General features: G+C 60.2%; 12 protein-coding genes and 1 pseudogene. All 13 read right to left on the bottom strand.

What is annotated here, in order from left to right; genetic code table 11:
- Positions 1 to 12 precede the first annotated feature (12 nt).
- Positions 13 to 1,248, bottom strand: a complete 1,236-nt coding sequence (locus tag F8N85_RS07455) for an O-antigen ligase family protein (RefSeq protein WP_150803011.1) — start codon at positions 1,246 to 1,248, stop codon at positions 13 to 15.
- A complete protein-coding gene (locus tag F8N85_RS07450; RefSeq protein ID WP_150803010.1) occupies positions 1,242 to 2,354 on the bottom strand; it encodes a capsular biosynthesis protein in 1,113 nt (370 codons plus the stop codon). The genes F8N85_RS07455 and F8N85_RS07450 overlap by 7 nt, the downstream gene beginning before the upstream one ends.
- Before the next feature lie 1,360 nt (positions 2,355 to 3,714).
- Positions 3,715 to 4,821 (bottom strand): annotated as a pseudogene (locus F8N85_RS34520) (glycosyltransferase); the annotation flags it as partial.
- Entirely contained in the window at positions 4,805 to 6,562 is a 1,758-nt protein-coding gene (locus F8N85_RS07440; protein WP_150803009.1) for a carbamoyltransferase, read from the bottom strand. The pseudogene F8N85_RS34520 and the gene F8N85_RS07440, both read right to left, overlap by 17 nt.
- A gap of 173 nt (positions 6,563 to 6,735) precedes the next feature.
- Positions 6,736 to 7,071, bottom strand: a complete 336-nt coding sequence (locus F8N85_RS07435; RefSeq protein WP_150803146.1) for a YceK/YidQ family lipoprotein — start codon at positions 7,069 to 7,071, stop codon at positions 6,736 to 6,738.
- 157 nt (positions 7,072 to 7,228) lie between these two features.
- The gene (locus tag F8N85_RS07430; RefSeq protein ID WP_150803008.1) at positions 7,229 to 8,680 is read right to left on the bottom strand and encodes a lipopolysaccharide kinase InaA family protein; all 1,452 of its coding nucleotides are present in this window, start codon (positions 8,678 to 8,680) and stop codon (positions 7,229 to 7,231) included.
- Positions 8,680 to 9,432: a lipopolysaccharide kinase InaA family protein gene (locus F8N85_RS07425; RefSeq protein WP_150803007.1), complete on the bottom strand. Its 753-nt coding sequence runs from the start codon at positions 9,430 to 9,432 to the stop codon at positions 8,680 to 8,682. Before F8N85_RS07425 ends, F8N85_RS07430 begins: the two co-directional genes overlap by 1 nt.
- Positions 9,429 to 10,163, bottom strand: coding sequence for a lipopolysaccharide kinase InaA family protein (locus tag F8N85_RS07420; protein ID WP_150803006.1), 735 nt, complete (start codon positions 10,161 to 10,163; stop codon positions 9,429 to 9,431). Before F8N85_RS07420 ends, F8N85_RS07425 begins: the two co-directional genes overlap by 4 nt.
- A complete protein-coding gene (gene rfaP, locus F8N85_RS07415; RefSeq protein WP_150803005.1) occupies positions 10,163 to 10,969 on the bottom strand; it encodes a lipopolysaccharide core heptose(I) kinase RfaP in 807 nt (268 codons plus the stop codon). The genes F8N85_RS07420 and rfaP overlap by 1 nt, the downstream gene beginning before the upstream one ends.
- Complete coding sequence (locus F8N85_RS07410; RefSeq protein ID WP_150803004.1) at positions 10,969 to 12,090, bottom strand: glycosyltransferase family 4 protein; 1,122 nt, start codon at positions 12,088 to 12,090, stop codon at positions 10,969 to 10,971. Before F8N85_RS07410 ends, rfaP begins: the two co-directional genes overlap by 1 nt.
- Entirely contained in the window at positions 12,090 to 13,154 is a 1,065-nt protein-coding gene (waaC, locus tag F8N85_RS07405; protein ID WP_150803003.1) for a lipopolysaccharide heptosyltransferase I, read from the bottom strand. Before waaC ends, F8N85_RS07410 begins: the two co-directional genes overlap by 1 nt.
- 1 nt (position 13,155) lies before the next feature.
- Positions 13,156 to 14,190 (bottom strand): lipopolysaccharide heptosyltransferase II, encoded by a 1,035-nt coding sequence (gene waaF / locus F8N85_RS07400; RefSeq protein WP_150803002.1) that lies wholly within the window; start codon positions 14,188 to 14,190, stop codon positions 13,156 to 13,158.
- A 375-nt stretch (positions 14,191 to 14,565) separates the two neighbouring features.
- A complete protein-coding gene (gene glnE, locus F8N85_RS07395) occupies positions 14,566 to 17,505 on the bottom strand; it encodes a bifunctional [glutamate--ammonia ligase]-adenylyl-L-tyrosine phosphorylase/[glutamate--ammonia-ligase] adenylyltransferase (RefSeq protein ID WP_150803001.1) in 2,940 nt (979 codons plus the stop codon).
- Positions 17,506 to 17,780: the final 275 nt, after the last annotated feature.

The following is a 17,780-nucleotide window of genomic DNA, read 5'->3' as shown; positions in this document are numbered from 1 at the left end:
AAACTATCCAGATCACTTGGGAGCTATTCCGCCGCCCCCCTCCGCAACGCCCTTCGATCCACTGTGCGGCAGATCCTGACTGGCTGCGCTCCGACAAGCCAGCACCGCGCTCAAGGCAATCGGCAGCCAGATGATCAGCCAGTCGGCATTGGGCTTGAACCACAGACCGATGCCATCCGTCAGCAACGACACCCCGGAAAAAACCCAGAGTGCAAGCAGCGCCTGGCCCAACGGCATCGCTCGCGATATCCAGCCGCGCCAGCCGACCGACAGCCACAGCAGCAAGAACAGCAGCAGGCCCGGCACGCCCAGACGCACACCAATGTCGAGAAACAGATTGTGCGGATGCTTGAACTCCTGACCGATTTGCGGAACCAGGATACGGTACTCGTGAAAGCCCAGGCCCATCGCCCAATTATCCAGCATCAGCCGAACACCGCCGTTCCATAACTCCGGACGGTACGACACGCCGCGCTGCAGCAGGATTTCCATTTTGAAAATGGCAATGGCCACTGCCCCCACCACTGTCAGCAACAGCAGGCCAATACCCAGTCGCGATGGACGTGCCAGCACCATCACCAACAGACAGGCCAGCAGGCCGATCCACACGCCACGGGTCTGACTGAATCCCAGGTACAGCGCGTAGCCTGTCGCCGGGACCAGCAACAGCAACATCATCCAGGGCTTCAAACGCTGGGTTTGCATCATGAACAGGCCAAGAATGAGCAACGCACCGACGGCATGCGCTGCCATGATGGCGGTGTCCCACAAGCCAAGCGCAATCAGCCGGCCGCTGAACGGCTGCGCCGACACCCCATAGAAGTAGATCCAGGACGCACCGGCAAACAGACCACCGACCACCGAGGAATAAAGCAGCAGCGTCTCGATCCGCCACGTGCGGTTTTGCGCGGCCAGCACCACGCCCACCAGGGTGAGCGCCACATAGAGCGTTACCTTGATCTTGCCGATTTCGTTGCCTGCCGCACCGTCGACCATCACCACCAGCAAGGTCCAGACAGCGAAAACCGCAAATAGCAGGAACTCGGGCTGTTTCAGGCTCCGCCGAAAGTCACGCTGAACCAGCGCCAGTGAGGCAGGCAGCCAAAGCAGGAAAATGATCAGTTGATGGTAAAGCTTGTTACTCGGCAGCGCCCATGCCCCACAAAGCAGCACTAACAGACCGATAGCAGCCCAGATTGACAGGACGTCTTTACGAATCAACGACAGTTTCTCCAATGCGATCAACATTCGCTTTTGCCCAGCATTCGATTCGCCACTCTGAGTAACTGAGCTTTGTCGGCGTTCTGCCAGCTGCCTTGTATGCAGTACTCCTGAGCGATGTAGCGCAGGAAATTATGTCGAAGGCGAACATCCAGCGGCCAGTCGGGGAACGCGTTGACCAGGCTCACCGCTTCATCGGCGCAATCGGCGTGCATCACCAGGCCGGGGATATTGAAAAACGCCTGACCCAGGGTCAGCACTGGCTTGCCCAATAGCAGGCTTTCCAGGCCGACTGTCGAATTCAGGGTGATGACGAACTGGCTGGACTCAATCAACTCCTGAGTGGCATTGCCGTTGGCGAACAACAGCCGCTCATGGGTGCGTTGATGAAGTTCGGGGTACGACTCGCGACTCGATGGATGCTCCTTGAAGACCACGGTGATGCCGGTATCTTTCGCCAGACGCTCACCGAGCGCGAACATCTCGCGCATATCCTTGATCCAGGGCGAAAACAGCCGAACCTGAGTGTCGCGGTCATCCTGAAAGGGGATGAAGACGAAACGCTCCGGCAGAACAATCGGCGTCAGACCGGTGTTGCGCGGTTGACGTGGAACCAGCCTGATGTCCGCCGACTCCGTGGCCTCTGGCGCCTGGTAGCTCAGGTAGAAACTCGCCTCTCGCGGCACCGAGTTGCGATAGTTGACGCCTTTCGCATCCAGGGTCGTGGTATTGGGCAACAGGCCATTCTCGAAGAAAAAGGTTTTGCAGTCGGTCGGAGCCAGCGCCAGCAATAATTGACAGTAGCGGTGCGAGCCGTTCCACATCACCAGTGTAGTCGCCCGCTCGCGATCGAGTAGCGCCTGTACCCGCAATGCAATCCAGGCAAGCTCCAGACGCAACAGCATCCGGTAGAACCTGCCATCGGCCTTGCCCTTGACCCGGCGCTCCTGGCATTTCTCTTCGATCAGGTGTTTCCAGTCGATGCGTGAAACCACCCGCGACCACTGCCACGGCTTGGGCCAAGGCATCTGCCCTGGAACGACAACCTTGCCTTCGAGTTCGGTTTCATCGAGCAGGCGCTGAAAGTAAAGGCTCTGATGTTTGGCAAGAGAGAAAAATAAAAAGTTCGTCATCATGCGTCCGGAATTCACTCAGGCCTGAAGTCGCTCGGCCCGGGCATATTGAAGTAATACAGAATGCTTATCTGGAACCGGTCAATCTGCGCAGCTCTACATCGTCCGGCAGGACCGAGCCTTGAAGCAGGCTTTCCAGCACCTCAACAGTCTTGTGCAGGCCGTGCGACCCATGGGCCAGATGAAAATGAGCAAACGACTGCGCCCGACTGACATGCCCGGCATAGTCCAGATCAATTTCTTCCAGCCGCTGCTGCAGCCCCGCCACGCTATCGACCTGGGGCCCAATGAATCGCTCCTGAGAGAAGATGTCGCGCTCGCCGCTGACATTGACATGAACCACCGGCCGCGCCGCCAGGCCCGCCTCGATGACCGCGTTGGACATGATATTGATGACCACCGAAGCCTGCTCCAGCGCTTGCGCCAGGGAGCATTCTGCCGGCAGCACGGTAATCTGCTCAAGGCTCGCGGCCGCCTGCTGCCAGAACGGCACCTGACTGCGCGGATGACGCTTGACCAGCACTCGATACTGAGGATTCGCCGCAGACCAGTCACGCAACAGCCCGTAGGTTCGCTGGTAGCCTGGTTCTTTTTCTTTATCCGGTCCCACGCCAAGGATCAGTACGGTGCGCAATGCCGGGTCAGCCGCAGGCAGGTCGAAAGAATCGTCGATCATGTGCGAACCGGCGAGCACCGTGGTCGACTCGCCGAAACGCAAGACCCGCGCCTGCAGCGCTTCCAGTGAGCTGCGCCCAAACAACAGGTAATAGTCATAGTCGTTCATACCCAGGCGTCGCGACGACTCCACGGTAGAAGCATGGGCCAGATGGACCAGTGGCCGCCCCGTGGCCGCCAGCGCCAGACGCAGGAATGGCGCATACAGGCTGCCATTGCGGTCGTTGAGCAGTACCTTTGGCGCATAGCGCTCCACCAGCCATTGGGCATGCGCGGCATAGCCGAAATAACGCAGCGGCACTGGCTGAGGGGGAACGGCCAGCAGGTGTTCCCGACACACTTGCCGTGTCTCGGGCAGTGCGGTTTCCACCAGCGAATGCCCGCGGTCACGCAACGCCTTGATCAGCAGCTTTTTGCGTTGCAGGGCGATGACCTTAGGCGCCGATTGCAGCAGCAGAACGTCACAGGGCTCGACATCGATCCGCTTTGCCACGTTGGCTCGGGCACACCAGCCGAAGCGCAGGTCAGCGAGGGCGTCACGGGCAAAGCGCAGGGCACTGGCGAACGAACCATGGCGTTCACGCAGCAGTCGCCAGCGGTAAAGGTCCAGGGCCCTGGCCTTGTCGGCCCAACTGGCGACTGCGCTACCGCTCTGGCCAGGCGAGGTCGCCGCTGCACAGGCAGCCGTGACCATCGGCAACGACCAGAAATGTTGCCGGACCGGCTCATCGGCAAAACGCTCACGCAGCGACTGCTCCATGCGTGCACGAATGGCTGGAAGCTCTGCGGTTTCGCCAGCCTGCTCGATCAGGGCACTGGAGAGCGCCTCGGCGTCGCCCAGGGGAAATAGTTTGCCAACCCCCGCCACGACTTCGCGGCCACCCCCACAATCCGTGCAGATCACCGCTACGCCGGCCGCCATGGCTTCCAGCAGCACCATGCCGAAAGGCTCGTGGTCGGAACTGAGGGCAAACACATCGAACGCGCGAAAATAGCGTCGGGCCTGCGGCACCTGACCGAGAAACAGCACCCGCTCGGCAATTCCCAGGCTTCCGGCCAATGTTTTGAGGTCCGGTTCCAGGCGACCGCTTCCGATGATCACCAGCTGGCTTGGCGCTGGCAGACGCGGCAACGCAGCAGCAAAACCGCGCAACAGCGTGGCCTGGTCCTTGTCTGGATGCAGCCGCCCGACGTTGCCGACAATCCATGCCCCCGGCGACAATCCGAGCGCCTCGCGAGCCTGCTCGGCCGGCAACTGGCTGGCCTGCAAGGCGTCGATATCGATGCGGTTATAAAGGGTCTGGATGCGTTCAGCCGGCCATGTCGGCAGGCAACGACGCATGTCGTCACGCACCGCATCGGAGACTCCGAGCAGGCTCAGGCGCTTGCGCAACAGATGAGCAAAAAGCTTGCGGCTACGGCGCTGATAATCACCAAAGGCGTGGTGCACGCCAATGACGGGCAAGTCGGTGGCCAACAAGGCGATATAGATCGGCTTGAACCGGTGAGCGATGCACAGGCTGAAGTTGCGTGACGCGGCAATCTCGCGCAACTCGCGGATGGCTTCGAGCTTCAGCCCACGGATGGCCTTGGAGCTGTACTCGAGGAACACTACTTCATCCGATGCGCAGCCCGCCGCGACCTCGGCATCGGCCACGCCGGTCAGAAAGACCGTAGTGACCCGATAGCCGGTCCCCGCGAACAGGCTCGCATATTGTCTGGCACAATCCAGAAACGGCCCGTCATAGCCGTGACAGAACTGCAGAACCTGGCGCTCAGACGAGCGCGTCATACGCGTCCACGCCGTCCTTGACCACCAGAATGTCTTCCATGATCAAGTACTGCAGGTCGGAACCGTAGAACATGTTCAGCGCATCGGTCGGTGAGCAAATCATCGGCTCGCCACGACGGTTCAGCGAGGTGTTCAACGACACACCGTTACCGGTCAGTACTTCCAGGGCTTTCATCATGTCGTAGTAGCGCGGGTTGTATTCGCGCTTGAGCACCTGGGCCCGGGACGTACCGTCTTCGTGGACAACTTCCGGCACGCGGGTTTTCCACTCCTCGGACACTTCAAAGGTGAAGGTCATGAACGGCGCAGGGTGATCGATCTTGATCATCTGCGGGGCCACGGTGTCGAGCATCGACGGGCAGAAAGGCCTCCAGCGCTCGCGGAACTTGATCTGATGGTTGATCCGGTCAGCCACGCCAGTGGCGCTCGGGCAACCGATGATCGAACGACCACCCAAGGCTCGCGGACCGAACTCCATACGACCCTGGAACCACGCCACCGGGTTGCCGTCGACCATGATTCTGGCGATGCGCTCGGGGGTGTTGTCGATCTGCCGCCAGGCTGGTTTGCTCGGATGACGGGCACAGGCGGCGATCACGTCTTCGTTGCTGTAGGACGGGCCGAGATAGACGTGTTCCATCTTCTCTACCGGTACGCCACGCGCGTGGGAAACGTAGGCCGCCGCACCGACCGCGGTGCCGGCATCGCCGGACGCCGGTTGCACGAACAACTCCTTGATGTCGTCACGGGCGATGATCTTCTGGTTCAACTTGACGTTCAGCGCACAGCCGCCAGCGAAGGCCAGCTTGCCGGTTTCCTTGAGGACGTCACCCAGGTAGTGGTCGATCATCTGCAACGCCAGTTTCTCGAACAGCGCTTGCATGCTCGCGGCGTAGTGGATGTAGGGCTCGTCGGCGATATCGCCTTCGCGTTTCGGCCCCAGCCATTCGATCAACTTCGGTGAGAAGTAGAAACCTTTGCCCTTCTCTTTATAGCGACGCAGGCCGATGACGTTGGCGTACTCGGTATTGATCACCAACTCGCCGTTTTCAAAACTGGCCAGACGCGAGAAATCGTACTTGCTGGCATCGCCGTACGGCGCCATGCCCATGACCTTGAATTCGCCGTCGAGCATCTCGAAGCCGAGGAACTCGGTGATCGCGCCGTAAAGGCCGCCGAGGGAGTCCGGATCGAAGAACTCCTTGATCTTGTGAATCTTGCCGTTTTCGCCATAACCGAAGAAGGTCGTGGCGTACTCACCCTTGCCGTCGATCCCGAGGATCGCGGTTTTCTCTTTGAAACCGGAGCAGTGGTAAGCGCTGGAGGCGTGGGCCAAGTGGTGCTCGACCGGCTCGATCTTGATTTTCTTCGGATCGAAGCCCAGTTGCTCGAGGCACCAGACGATCTTGTTGCGATAACGCTTGTAACGGCGGTTGCCCATCAGGATCGCGTCAAGCGCGCGGTCCGGGGCGTACCAGTAACGCTTGGCATACTGCCAGCGCGCCTTGCCGAACAGGCTGATCGGGGCGAACGGAATCGCCACCACATCTACGTCGCAAGGTTTGATACCGGCCTGCTCAAGGCAGAACTTCGCCGACTCGTAGGGCATGCGGTTCTTTGCATGTTTATCGCGTACGAAGCGCTCTTCTTCAGCCGCTGCAACCAACTTGCCGTCGATGTACAGGGCTGCGGAAGGATCATGGCTAAGGGCGCCAGACAGGCCAAGAATCGTCAATGCCACAGGGGTTTAGCCTCTTTTGTCTGCATGCAGGCGGTGAGTGCCTGGGAAAAGTGTGTCCTCGCAAGGGGCGAGAAACAACTAAAGCGCGGGATTATAGCGTAAACATAGCCGGAATGACCCGGAGGTTATCACCCCCCTGAAGATGACCTTGGGCGCAAGCGCTACGCCCTTGTTCATCCGCGACCTGTCCTCCAGTAGATCTTGATATTGCCATCCGTACTCTGCCGATAAATCGTATACGGCAAGGAAACCGTGTCCAGGACACCCGACAGGGTTAAATCCAACAATATGAATGGCACAAGGATACCCGTGGGATCCGGTGGCGCATTCAATAGACAAAAATCATAAGCCAGACCGCTGTAGATACGAGGAATGGACTGGCAGTAGGTTTTTTGCTTCCTGAGATCACGGGCCGCCCCGGCATCATCTCGCAGCACCGTATTGACGGTCCCGCAGCCGGCCAAAGTCAGTGAAAAAACGCCGAGCGAAACAGCCATTTTAATAGACAAAACCTGCCCTCCGAGAACGTCAGGCAAGCTAGCACCACGGTTGTTTCCATTACAGTTCACGACTTCCCTGGATCGTGTAGGACAATTCATAACAACTTGGCGCCCATGACCTACAGAAGCCCACAGGTACTACGTGGTCCCTGTAGGAGCAGCCGATCTATTGGTCGCTATCGATGGTCTTGGGCAAACGCTGATCAATCACTTGATACAACGCACTGCTCTCGGGCCAGTTGCGCATGAACCGTGCGCGGTCCCGGGCGTAGGCCGGGGCAAAGCTGCTGGTCGAGTGGTGCTGACACATCGAGTCCAGATCGATCAGCACCCAGCGATGGTGATCCCAGAACAGGTTATGCCCCTTGAAATCACCATGGCTGATGCGTTCGCTGATCAACTCGGCGAACAGCTGGTCCAGCGCGCGCAACTCCGGCTCTGGAGCATCACCGCTCTCGACGAAAGGCGCAAAGCGCTCGATGATGTCCGGCCCCGGCAGGTACTCGGTGATCAAATAAGCACGACTGCGCAGCCAGAAAAATCGCTTCTCCAGCAAGGCCAGCGGCTTGGGCGTGGCAATCCCGAGGAACGCCAGGCGATTGCCTTCACGCCAGGAATGCCAGGCCCGGCTTGGGCGCCAGAAGCGTTTGAGCCAATGGGCGAAGCCTTTGATGTTGTAGCGTTTGACCAACAACTTGCGACCCGCAACCTCGACCCGCCCGACACTCGCCGCGCCACCGGTCTTGTACAGATGCCCCTGATCGAGCAAGGCATCGGCCTGGTCCAGTACCGGCAGCATCGCGGCTTCTTCCTCGCGACGAATCGCGCGCAAGGCAAACGCTCCCCGCTGCACACTGAACAAGGTGCACTCGCGGCCAATTTTGTTGAGGAAGTCTTTCAAGCGCCAGCTGCGTACTTTGCTCACCTGCTTTTGCAGGGCTTCGAGTGGCAAGGCGTGTTCGCCGTTGCTCAACAGGTAATGCACCAGCAGTTCTTCGGTGTACGGTTCGAGCGCCTTGGGTAATTGAGCGAAAAACACCCCGAGGTTCTCCAGGACTTTTTGCCGGGACAGGGGTTTCCCCGCCTGCTCGACACAGATCCCGGCGCCATCGATCAAATGCAGCCGACCTTGATGACGAAGCAGGTTGTCCAGGTGCAGATCTTCCTGCCACAGACCTTTGCCGTGCAGTTGCGCAATGGCCGTCAGCGCTTCAGCCAGCACCGCTTGCTGCTCGTCGGCCAAAGCCGGCAGCGCTTCGACATTTTTCCAGGCATCGCCGAGGCTTTCAGCGCCTTCCAGAAAATCAAACAACAACCAGCCACCCTCGCCGTCCTTCAAGCCATCGGCCAACAGCAGCGGCGTGGTGATGCCCTGCTCGGCAAGCAGACGTGCGCCCGTCAGCTCACGCTGGAAATGCCGGGCAGCCTTGCCACCCACCAGCAATTTGGCCAGGACCGGTCGCCCGCGCCAAACGCCGGCACCGACATACCGCTGGCCAGGCAACACTCGCAACAAGCTGAGCAGTTGCAATTGGGCCGGGCCGGCAGCATCCGCCAATTCAAGGCTCAGCGGCAGGCGCGGAGTGCGACCGGCATTCTTCAGTTCGGACAAACGCATTAGCGGGCCTCCTTGTGACTGCGTCGCGCGGTCAGACGCTCAACCCAGGTATCAACCATTGAACTGCTAGCAGGTTGCTCCAGATAGGCTGCGAGCAACTCCCGTAGTTCGTCTTCGCTCCAGGCTTGCGCCCGGCGCAGCAGGGGTTCGAGATCCTTGACCCGATCACGCTGACCGAACAGCAACGGCCGGGTTTTTTCCAGGTCGATCAACTGCGCCCGACAACCATCGCCGGCGGCCTGTACGAAGATATGTTTAGGATAGAAGCAACCATGCACCAGGCGCACCGCGTGCAGCCGTCGCGCCAGCACACCACAGGCCCGCAGAATCGCCGTGCGCCGCGCAACGCTGAGCTGCGCCCATTGCAGCAACAGTGAATCCAGATCGTCCCAGTCATCCAGCGCGCGAGTCACCAGGATCGCCCGGGTCTCGCCGGCCACTTTTCGCTCGCCGAAAAATACCGCCTGCAAGGCCGGAATACCCAGCTGTCGATAGCGCTGGATGGTGCGAAACTCTCGAGCAAAACTGGGTTCGCCAAATGGCCGCTGAAAGGAACGGGTCAGGTAGTTGCTCTGGCGTTTAACGTAAAAACCCTGACCTTCCAGATCCAGCCGAAAGACGCTGCTCCAGCCACCGTGCAGGGTATTGGGTTCATCGACCGCGTCGAGCTGCTTGGCCCACAGCGCATCGAAGCTACCAAGGTCGTGGCGCTCGAGCAGCGAACGGTTTTCTGCGGCCAGGAAATCATTCATTCGCGCCCCTCGAAAAACCTCACGACATGCCGGATCCGACGCTTGTCGGCCGCGTTGAGCCTGGTCCGTTGGCGATACTGCAGATAAAAGCGCAGGCGCTGGGTGGCTGACAAGTGATACTTGGCCACCTTGTCGAGGCAGGCCAGGTCCTTGGTGATTCGATACTTGAGCCAGAACCCGCGCCAGAAGTCGCCATTCGGGCAGTCGATCAGGAACAGCTTCGCCTGGTCGTCGACCAGCAGATTGCGCCACTTCAAGTCATTATGAGTGAAGCGTTGTTCGTGCAGGATCCGGGTGTAGTCAGCCAACTGGCGGCTGACCCTATCGACCCAAGCCCGGTCGGCCAGCAAGGGATCGTTGCGAGCAGCCAGGGCTGCCAGATCTTCAGTTCGCGGCAGTTCGCGGGTGATCATCGCCCCGCGATCATAGGTTGCGCCCCGGCGCTCCAGGCCCCAGGCAACGATCTCGGCGGTCGGGATACCCCACTTGGCGAAGCGCTTGAGGTTCTGCCATTCGGCCTTGACTCGCGGCCTGCCCAGGTAGCGGCGCAAACCCTTGCCGGCACCGCTATAGCGTTTGACGTAATAATTGACACCATTGCGCTCGACGCGGATCACCTCGGACAATGGGTCGCGGGTCAGTCGCTCACCCTGCAGCGCAAACACTGCGTCCAGGCTACCAAAGTCTTCTGCCAGATCGCTGTAGCCGGGTTCAAGCTTCCAGCCCGCCATCAGAGGGCATCTCCGTAGCGCTGTTTGCGCTCGTAGAGCTTGTTGGCCTTGCCCTCCAGACGTGCAAGCAATGGCGCCTCATCGCGCAGAATCTGGCGCAATGGCTGTTGAAAGTAGCCCTTAAGGAAACGCAACTTGTCGCGCCGGGTCAGGCCGATGCCCAGCGCCGAGAAATACAACGCCGCCAGGTCTTTGTTGCGCCAGCGCCTGGTGATGGCCGGGCGGGTCTGGGCACGGGGCAGGTCGATCACCGAGAGCCTCAAGTCGTCGGCAGTCACCGGCTTATCGGTGTGCAGCAGGAAATGACAGATATAGCAGTCGCGGTGGTTAACCCCGGCGCGGTGCATCATGCCGGTCATGCGCGCCACTTCAGCGATCAGCGCGCGCTTGAGCCTGGGCTCCGGCGGCTGCTTGAGCCAGTCGATGCTGAAATCTTCGAGGCTGACGGTCGGCGCCAGTTCTTCGGTGACGATAAACGAATGCTGATCCGCCGGGTTGCTGCCGCGCTCGCCGTAAGCAACCGCGGTCATGGTCGGCACGCCAACTTCGTGCAGGCGCTCCAGCGCCTTCCATTCCTGACCGGCACCGAGCACCGGGAGCTTGGCGGTGAGCAAATTCTTGAAGATTTCGCCCCAACCGACCCCACGGTGGATTTTCACAAAGTAACCGCGACCTGCAACTTCGGTACGCAAGGTGCGGCGCGCTTCCAGTTCACGGTACACCTGACCGCTCAGCCCCTCGACGTCGGCGAACGCATCGCGCCCGGCCCAAAGGGTCTTGAACGGTTCGGCAAGAATCAACTTCATCAGTGTTGCTCCGCCAGAATCACATCCGCAGCGTGCTGCGGCATGCTATAGAGGTCAGCCGTATCGGCGAAGGCCAAGCCATTACGGCTCCAGGCCTTACGCGCTGCATCATCGGCCAACATGCTGCTCAGGTAGCTCGTGAGCTGTGCCTGGTCAAACGGTTCGTCCAGCACCCGGCCGCTGTCGGCCTCGGCGATGTAATGGGCGTAACCGCAGACCGCGCTGACCAGTACCGGCAGACCGGCGACCAGCGCTTCGAGCAGAACAGTACCGGTATTTTCGTTATACGCCGGGTGGATCAACAGATCGGCGCCCAGCAGGAACCGCGGAATGTCGCTGCGACCCTTGAGAAATTGCACCTGATCACCCAGGCCCAGCGCCGCACTCTGCAATTGGAATACTTTGGGGTCGTCCTGGCCAATTACAAATAGCCGGGTGCGTTTCTTCAGTTCAGCCGGCAGAGCTGCCAGCGCCTTGAGGCTGCGATCGACGCCTTTGGTCTTGAACCCGGAACCGATCTGCACCAGCAGCAGATCGTCGTCGGCCAACTTGAATTCACGGCGGAACTCGGCGCGAATTTCAGCCGCATTGGGCGGTGCGCGACGGTCCTGAGCGATGCCCGGCGGCAGCAGATGAAAACGCTGCAACGGGGTGTCGTAATGTTTAATGAACAGCGGCTGCTGGACTTCGGAAATCATCAGGATGTCGGTTTTTGCGTCCCGGGCGAACACCGCACGCTCGTACTCGGCGAAGTGCCGGTAGCGGCCCCAGCGGCGATACAGCGAATTGCGCAGGTTCTGCGCCTTGTCCTCGAAGCAGCCGTCGGCGGCGTAATACACGTCCAGGCCCGGCATCTTGTTGAAACCGATCAAGCGGTCCACCGGACGCTTGGCCAGGTCGGCCTCCATCCAGGCGCTGAGTTTCTCGTTGCGTCGATGGTTGAAGATCGCCTTGACCGGCGCCACCAGCACCTCGAAACCCGGCGGAATATCACCTTCCCAGATCAGCGTGTAGACACGAATCTGATGCCCGCGCTGCTGGCACTCCAGGGCGATGCGCATGAAATCGCGCTGCAGGCCACCAAACGGGAAATATTTATACAAGACAAAAGCCAATTGCATCAGCGCAGCTCCTCAGCCAGTAACAACGTGCTTAATCGGCTCGCGACACGCTCGGGATTCAGGCGAGTGAAACACAGTGGCCACTCGCGCTTCAGGTCAAACCGCTGCTGATCTTCAGCAGTCGGTTGATAGGTGCATTTCTTTTGCAGGCAAGGCGCGCAACTTGGAAAGTCGCTCGCCAGATGGATCTGGCTCTTGCCATAAGCGCCGGTCAGGCCGGGATTGGTCGGACCGAACAGCGACAGCGTCGGTACGTCCAGTGCTGCCGCCAGATGGCCGAGACCGGTATCCACCGCGACGCACGCCTGCGCGCCGGCCAGAACCTTGGCGACTCCGGCCAGATTCAGCTTGGGCAACACCTGGGCATTGTTCAGGCCGCTGGCAATACGTTCAGCCCGGGCCTTCTCCGCCGGGTTGCCCCACGGTAGCTTTACCTCGACACCCAGCTGGCCCATGCGCTCGGTGAGTTCGCGCCAATAGGCTTCGGGCCAGTGCTTGGTGTCCCAGGTGGTGCCGTGCAGGAACAGCACAAAGGGATTCTTGCGCGGCAGCTCGACCAGTTTCTCGACGCTCAGGCCGTAATCACCCAGACCTTTGGGCAGGTCATAACCCAGCGCCACCGCGAACAACTGACGCAAACGCTCTACTGCGTGCTGCCCACGGGCCACCGCCAGACGCCGCGAATAAAAGCGCGCGGCCAAAGGTTCGCGGGCCGAGTCACGATCGAAGCCGGCCACCGGCGCCCTGACGTAACGCGTCAGCCAGGCGCTTTTGAGCAACCCCTGAGCGTCGATCACCAGATCGTACTGAGTCGCCTGAATGCTTTGCTTGAAGCGCCGCCATTCGCCACTTTTGATGGTCTGCCAGATGTTCTGGCGCCAACGTCGGATTGCCACTGGAATCACCCGACCCACAGCCGGATGCCAGGTCGGAATCTCGGCAAAGCCTTCTTCCACCACCCAGTCGAAGGTGATCCCGGGGATCGCCCGCGCAGCATCGGTCAATGCCGGCAACGCGTGAATGACGTCCCCCAGGGACGAGGTCTTGATCAACAGTACCCGCAACTTACTTAACCTCGACCACAGAGCCCTGCAACCGCTGCAAGGCATCGACCACCGGTTGCGGCAGGAGCTGGCGCAAGCAGTTGTAATGGCCGAAACGGCAGGTGCGATCAAAGCATGGACTGCACTCGATCCCCAGCCGGACAATTTCGACCTTCTCGGCCAGCGGTGGGGTGAAGCCTGGCGAGGTCGAACCGTAGACCGCCACCAGCGGTCGGTTCAACGCCGCCGCCACGTGCATCAGGCCGGAGTCGTTGGACACCACCGCATCCGCGCAGGACATCAGATCGATGGCCTCGGCCAGCGAGGTGCCACCACTGAGGTTCACCGACTCTTCACGCAGGCCGGGAATCAGCCGTGCGCGAATGTCTTCGCCCACCCCGTGATCGTTTTTTGAACCAAACAGCCAGACCTGCCAGCCCTCGCGAATCTTCGTCTCGGCAACTTTGGCGTAATGCTCGGACGGCCAGCGCTTGGACTCGCCAAACTCGGCGCCCGGACACAAAGCCAGCACCGGACGGTCCAGCGCCAGGCCGAACTTGGCCAACGCGGCGTCGCGGGTGCCGTGGTCGATTTGCAGCGATGGGCGCGGATAGGGTTGGGGCAGCTCGACACCGGGCTCATAGGCCAGGGCCATGAAGCGCTCGATCATCAGCGGGTAACGTTCTTTATCGAGAGTGCGCACATCGTTGAGCAGGCCGTAGCGGAACTCGCCACGCCAGCCGGTACGTTTCGGGATACCGGCAAAAAACGGCACCAGCGCCGATTTCAGCGAATTGGGCAGCAAAATCGCCTGGTCGTACTGACCGGCCAGGGATTTGCCGATACGCCGACGGGTTGCCAGTTCGAGCACGCCATGGCCGAGCGGAAAGCTCAGGGCCTGCCGCACTTCGGGCATGCGCTCAAGGATCGGCCGGCTCCACTCCGGGGCCAGTACGTCGATCTCGCACTGTGGGTGGCGTTGTTTCAGACACTGAAAGAGTGTCTGTGCCATCACCATGTCACCGACCCAACTGGGCCCAACGATCAGAATTTTCATGTGGTTTCCAAAAACGAACCGGGGAGGCATATGCCTCCCCGCCTCGAGAATCCAGCACCTGCAGCCAAAGCTGCAAGGTCATTTGGACGAGCCGTTTGGGGCTCGCCGGATCAAATTTGTGCACATCCAGTGCGGTACAGCCTAGCTGCCTCAATCTGCAAAACACCGCAGATTTAACTGTGGGAGCGAGCTTGTTGTGGCGAGGGGGCTTGCCCCCCGTTCGATTGCGAAGCAATCGCAAACCCGGTCACCGCATTTCTAATGAAAAATTGCGGTGACTGGCTTCAGGGGTGCTTCGCACCCCAACGGGGGCAAGCCCCCTCGCCACACAAGCTCGCTCCCACATTGGTTACTTGGTGCTTCAAATATCCAGTTTCAGCTTAGCCCCAACTCACGCCAGATCCGCAACACTTGGCGCCGTTCGTCCACGAACTGATTGCCGGCGATCACCCCCGCCTCATTCTGCAAGGCCTGTCGGTGAGCGGCCGAACGGTAAGCCTTATAGACCTCGCGCAACAGGCTGGCATCCTCGGCGGGCATCAGCCCGACCTCCTCCAACCCTTCAAGAATACGGATGTTGTCGGTATAGCGCAGCAACGACGGGTGCTCTTCGGACCACGCCAGGGCCGCGTATTGCACCATAAATTCAATGTCGACGATACCACCGGCGTCTTGCTTGATATCGAACCGCGCCGCGGCCTCGAAGGCATTTGCCGCGGTTCCGGCGGCGGTGGCCTTCGTACCCAGATTGTCGCGCATCTTGGCGCGCATCTCGCTGACTTCCTGACGCAGCGTGGGCAAGTCACGCTGGCGCCCCAATATGGCAGCGCGGACTTTCTCGAATGCCGCTCCGACCTGCTTGCAACCGACCAATACCCGCGCCCGCACCAGCGCCTGATGTTCCCAGGTCCAGGCTTCTTTCTGTTGATAACGCTCGAAAGCGCCGAGGGAGCTGACCAGTAGCCCCGAAGCCCCGGACGGTCGCAGGCGCATATCCACTTCATACAACTGACCGGAGTTGGTCTGGGTGGTCAGCAGATGAATGATCCGCTGACCCAGCCGGGTAAAGAACTGCGCACCATCGATGGGTTTAGGGCCATCGGTTTCCGCCTGTGGATCGCCGTCGTGGATAAATACCAGGTCCAGGTCAGAACCATGCCCGAGCTCCAGGCCGCCGACTTTCCCGTAACCGACAATAATGAAGCCAGGATCGCACAAGGTGCCATCCGCGCGTTGCGGCGAACCGTATTTGGCCACTGTCTGGCGCCAGGCCAGGGCCAGCACTTGTTCGAGAATCGCTTCGGCCAGCCAGGTCAGGTAGTCGCTGACCTTCATCAGCGGCAGGCTGCCGGCGATTTCCGAGGCGGCTACTCGCAGTCGATGAGCCAGTTTGAAGTGACGCAAGGCTTCCATCTGCTGTTCCAGGTCATCCTCGGGAATCCGCGTCAGCCGTTCGCGTAACTCGGCAGCCAGCTCCGGCGCCAACGGCGGTTTGAACAAGCGACCTTCGTTGAGCAGCTCGTCGAGCAACAGCGGGAAGCGAGTGATCTGTTCAGAGATCCACGGACTGGCCGCGCACAAGGTCAGCAGTCGACGCAGCGCTCCCGGGTTTTCCGTGAGCAGCACCAGATAAGCGGAACGCCGCGCCACCGCTTCCACCAATGGCAACACCCGCTCGAGCACCAGATCCGGATTGGCATGCTCCACGGCCTGGGCCAGCAAACGCGGAATGAACGCATCGAGCCGTTCACGACCGAGACGCTGCATGGCACGCAGTTGCGGGCTGGCGCGCAGGCCGGCCAGGGTTTTCAAGGCTTTGGGCCCATCGACGAAACCACCCTCCTCCAATTGTCGGCAGGCGACCTCTTCGTCCTGGGCTTCTTCCCACAGCGGCAGCCATTCACCACCGACCACCACTGCGCTTTCGTCACCCTCGTCTTCGTCAGGATCGGCGATTACCTGACGGAAGTGCCAGTCCACCCGACCGCGCCAGTACATAAGTTGTTCATGGAAGGCCTTCCAGTCGGCAAAGCCGAGCATAAACGCGATTCGCGCCTGATCCCGCTCATTGTCAGGGAGCATTTGCGTCTGCCGGTCGGCGATCGCCTGGATGGCGTGTTCGGTATAGCGCAGGAACTCGTAACCTTCGCGCAATTCACTGACCACCGTGGGCGGCAGATAACCCTGCCCTTCCAGGGTGCTCAGCACTTTTAACAGCGGACGCTGTTGCAAGCTAAGGTCGCGGCCGCCGTGAATCAACTGGAACGCCTGGGCGATAAACTCGACTTCGCGGATCCCGCCGGAACCGAGCTTGATGTTCTCGGACATGCCTTTGCGCCGGACTTCCTGCTGGATCAGCTGCTTCATGGTGCGCAGCGCTTCGATCGCGGAAAAGTCCAGATAACGCCGGTAAACGAACGGGCGCAGCATATCGAGCAATTGCGCGCCGGCGACCTGATCACCGGCCACCACCCGCGCCTTGATCATCGCGTAGCGTTCCCAGTCACGGCCCTGGTCCTGGTAGTACTGCTCCAGCGCGTTGAAGCTCAGCACCAGAGCACCGGACGAGCCGTACGGACGCAGGCGCATGTCGACACGGAACACGAAGCCGTCGACGGTCATCGGGTCCAGCGCCTTGATCAGCCGCTGACCAAGACGAATGAAAAACTCCTGGTTATCCAGCGGCCGCTTCACACCGACGGTCTCGCCACCTTCCGGGTAGGCGAAGATCAGATCGATGTCCGACGACAGATTGAGCTCCACGGCGCCGAGCTTGCCCATGCCGAGGATGACCATCTGCTGTGGCTCGCCACCGCGCCGGCCAGTGGGCGTACCGAACTGTTGGCAATGGCGTTGATACAACCATTGATAAGCCTGATCGATGCTGGCATCGGCCATGTCCGACAGATCGCGGCAGGTCTGCACCAGATCCGCCTGGCGGTTCAGGTCGCGCCAGATAATCCGCACCTGATGACGGGTGCGCTGACGACGCAGGGCCCGACCGAGTTCATCGTCGCTTTGCGCCAGTTGCGCGGCGGCGGCGATCTGGCCACACAACTCGCCAGGGGCATAACTGCGATCCAGTTCGCCGGACAGCACCAGCTCGAGCAACATCACCGGGTCGCGCACGCTCTGTTCAATCACAAAGTCGCTGGCCGCGGCAACGCGGGCGAATTGCGCCCAGCGCTCGGGTGACCAGGCTGACAGACCCTGATCGTTTTCCAGTGCGGCAACAGCGCCGCGCAACGATTGCTCGGCGCGGCTGACCAATGGCAGAAGATTCGCCGGGAGTTCGGCAAGCGTGGGCAGGCTCATGGTCTATCCTTGGTCGGCGTGTAAAGGGCGGTCTGTAGTGAATACGCGAAACGTACTACCTGAACGACTGTCGAACAAAAGTTATAAATAGCTGAAAATTCTATTTTCTTGGCAGGCAACATCAAGCATTACGCTATTTCAGTTGACCCCATACCAACATTAACGATTATTCTCACAACACAGCAGGAGGCCACGAGCCGCTCATCTGTAGTTTTACTACTCGTATATACATTCGAAAGGCTGAAATGCCCGATGATTTGTAGTAAAACTACACG

This window comes from Pseudomonas fluorescens (assembly GCF_902497875.1).
In the GTDB taxonomy this organism is placed as follows: Bacteria; Pseudomonadota; Gammaproteobacteria; order Pseudomonadales; family Pseudomonadaceae; genus Aquipseudomonas; species Aquipseudomonas fluorescens_BR.
The sequence above is the reverse complement of the archived record's forward strand: the minus strand, read 5'-3'. Positions and strand labels throughout refer to the sequence as shown.

Bases quoted from the DNA above. Each gene is read 5' to 3' on its own strand.
- waaF (WP_150803002.1), bottom strand. From the start codon at position 14,190: ATGAAAATTCTGATCGTTGGGCCCAGTTGGGTCGGTGACATGGTGATG.
- F8N85_RS07455 (WP_150803011.1), bottom strand. From the start codon at position 1,248: ATGTTGATCGCATTGGAGAAACTGTCGTTGATTCGTAAAGACGTCCTG.
- F8N85_RS07410 (WP_150803004.1), bottom strand. From the start codon at position 12,090: ATGCAATTGGCTTTTGTCTTGTATAAATATTTCCCGTTTGGTGGCCTG.
- F8N85_RS07430 (WP_150803008.1), bottom strand. From the start codon at position 8,680: ATGCGTTTGTCCGAACTGAAGAATGCCGGTCGCACTCCGCGCCTGCCG.
- rfaP (WP_150803005.1), bottom strand. From the start codon at position 10,969: ATGAAGTTGATTCTTGCCGAACCGTTCAAGACCCTTTGGGCCGGGCGC.
- glnE (WP_150803001.1), bottom strand. From the start codon at position 17,505: ATGAGCCTGCCCACGCTTGCCGAACTCCCGGCGAATCTTCTGCCATTG.
- F8N85_RS07450 (WP_150803010.1), bottom strand. From the start codon at position 2,354: ATGACGAACTTTTTATTTTTCTCTCTTGCCAAACATCAGAGCCTTTAC.
- F8N85_RS07420 (WP_150803006.1), bottom strand. From the start codon at position 10,163: ATGGCGGGCTGGAAGCTTGAACCCGGCTACAGCGATCTGGCAGAAGAC.
- F8N85_RS07425 (WP_150803007.1), bottom strand. From the start codon at position 9,432: ATGAATGATTTCCTGGCCGCAGAAAACCGTTCGCTGCTCGAGCGCCAC.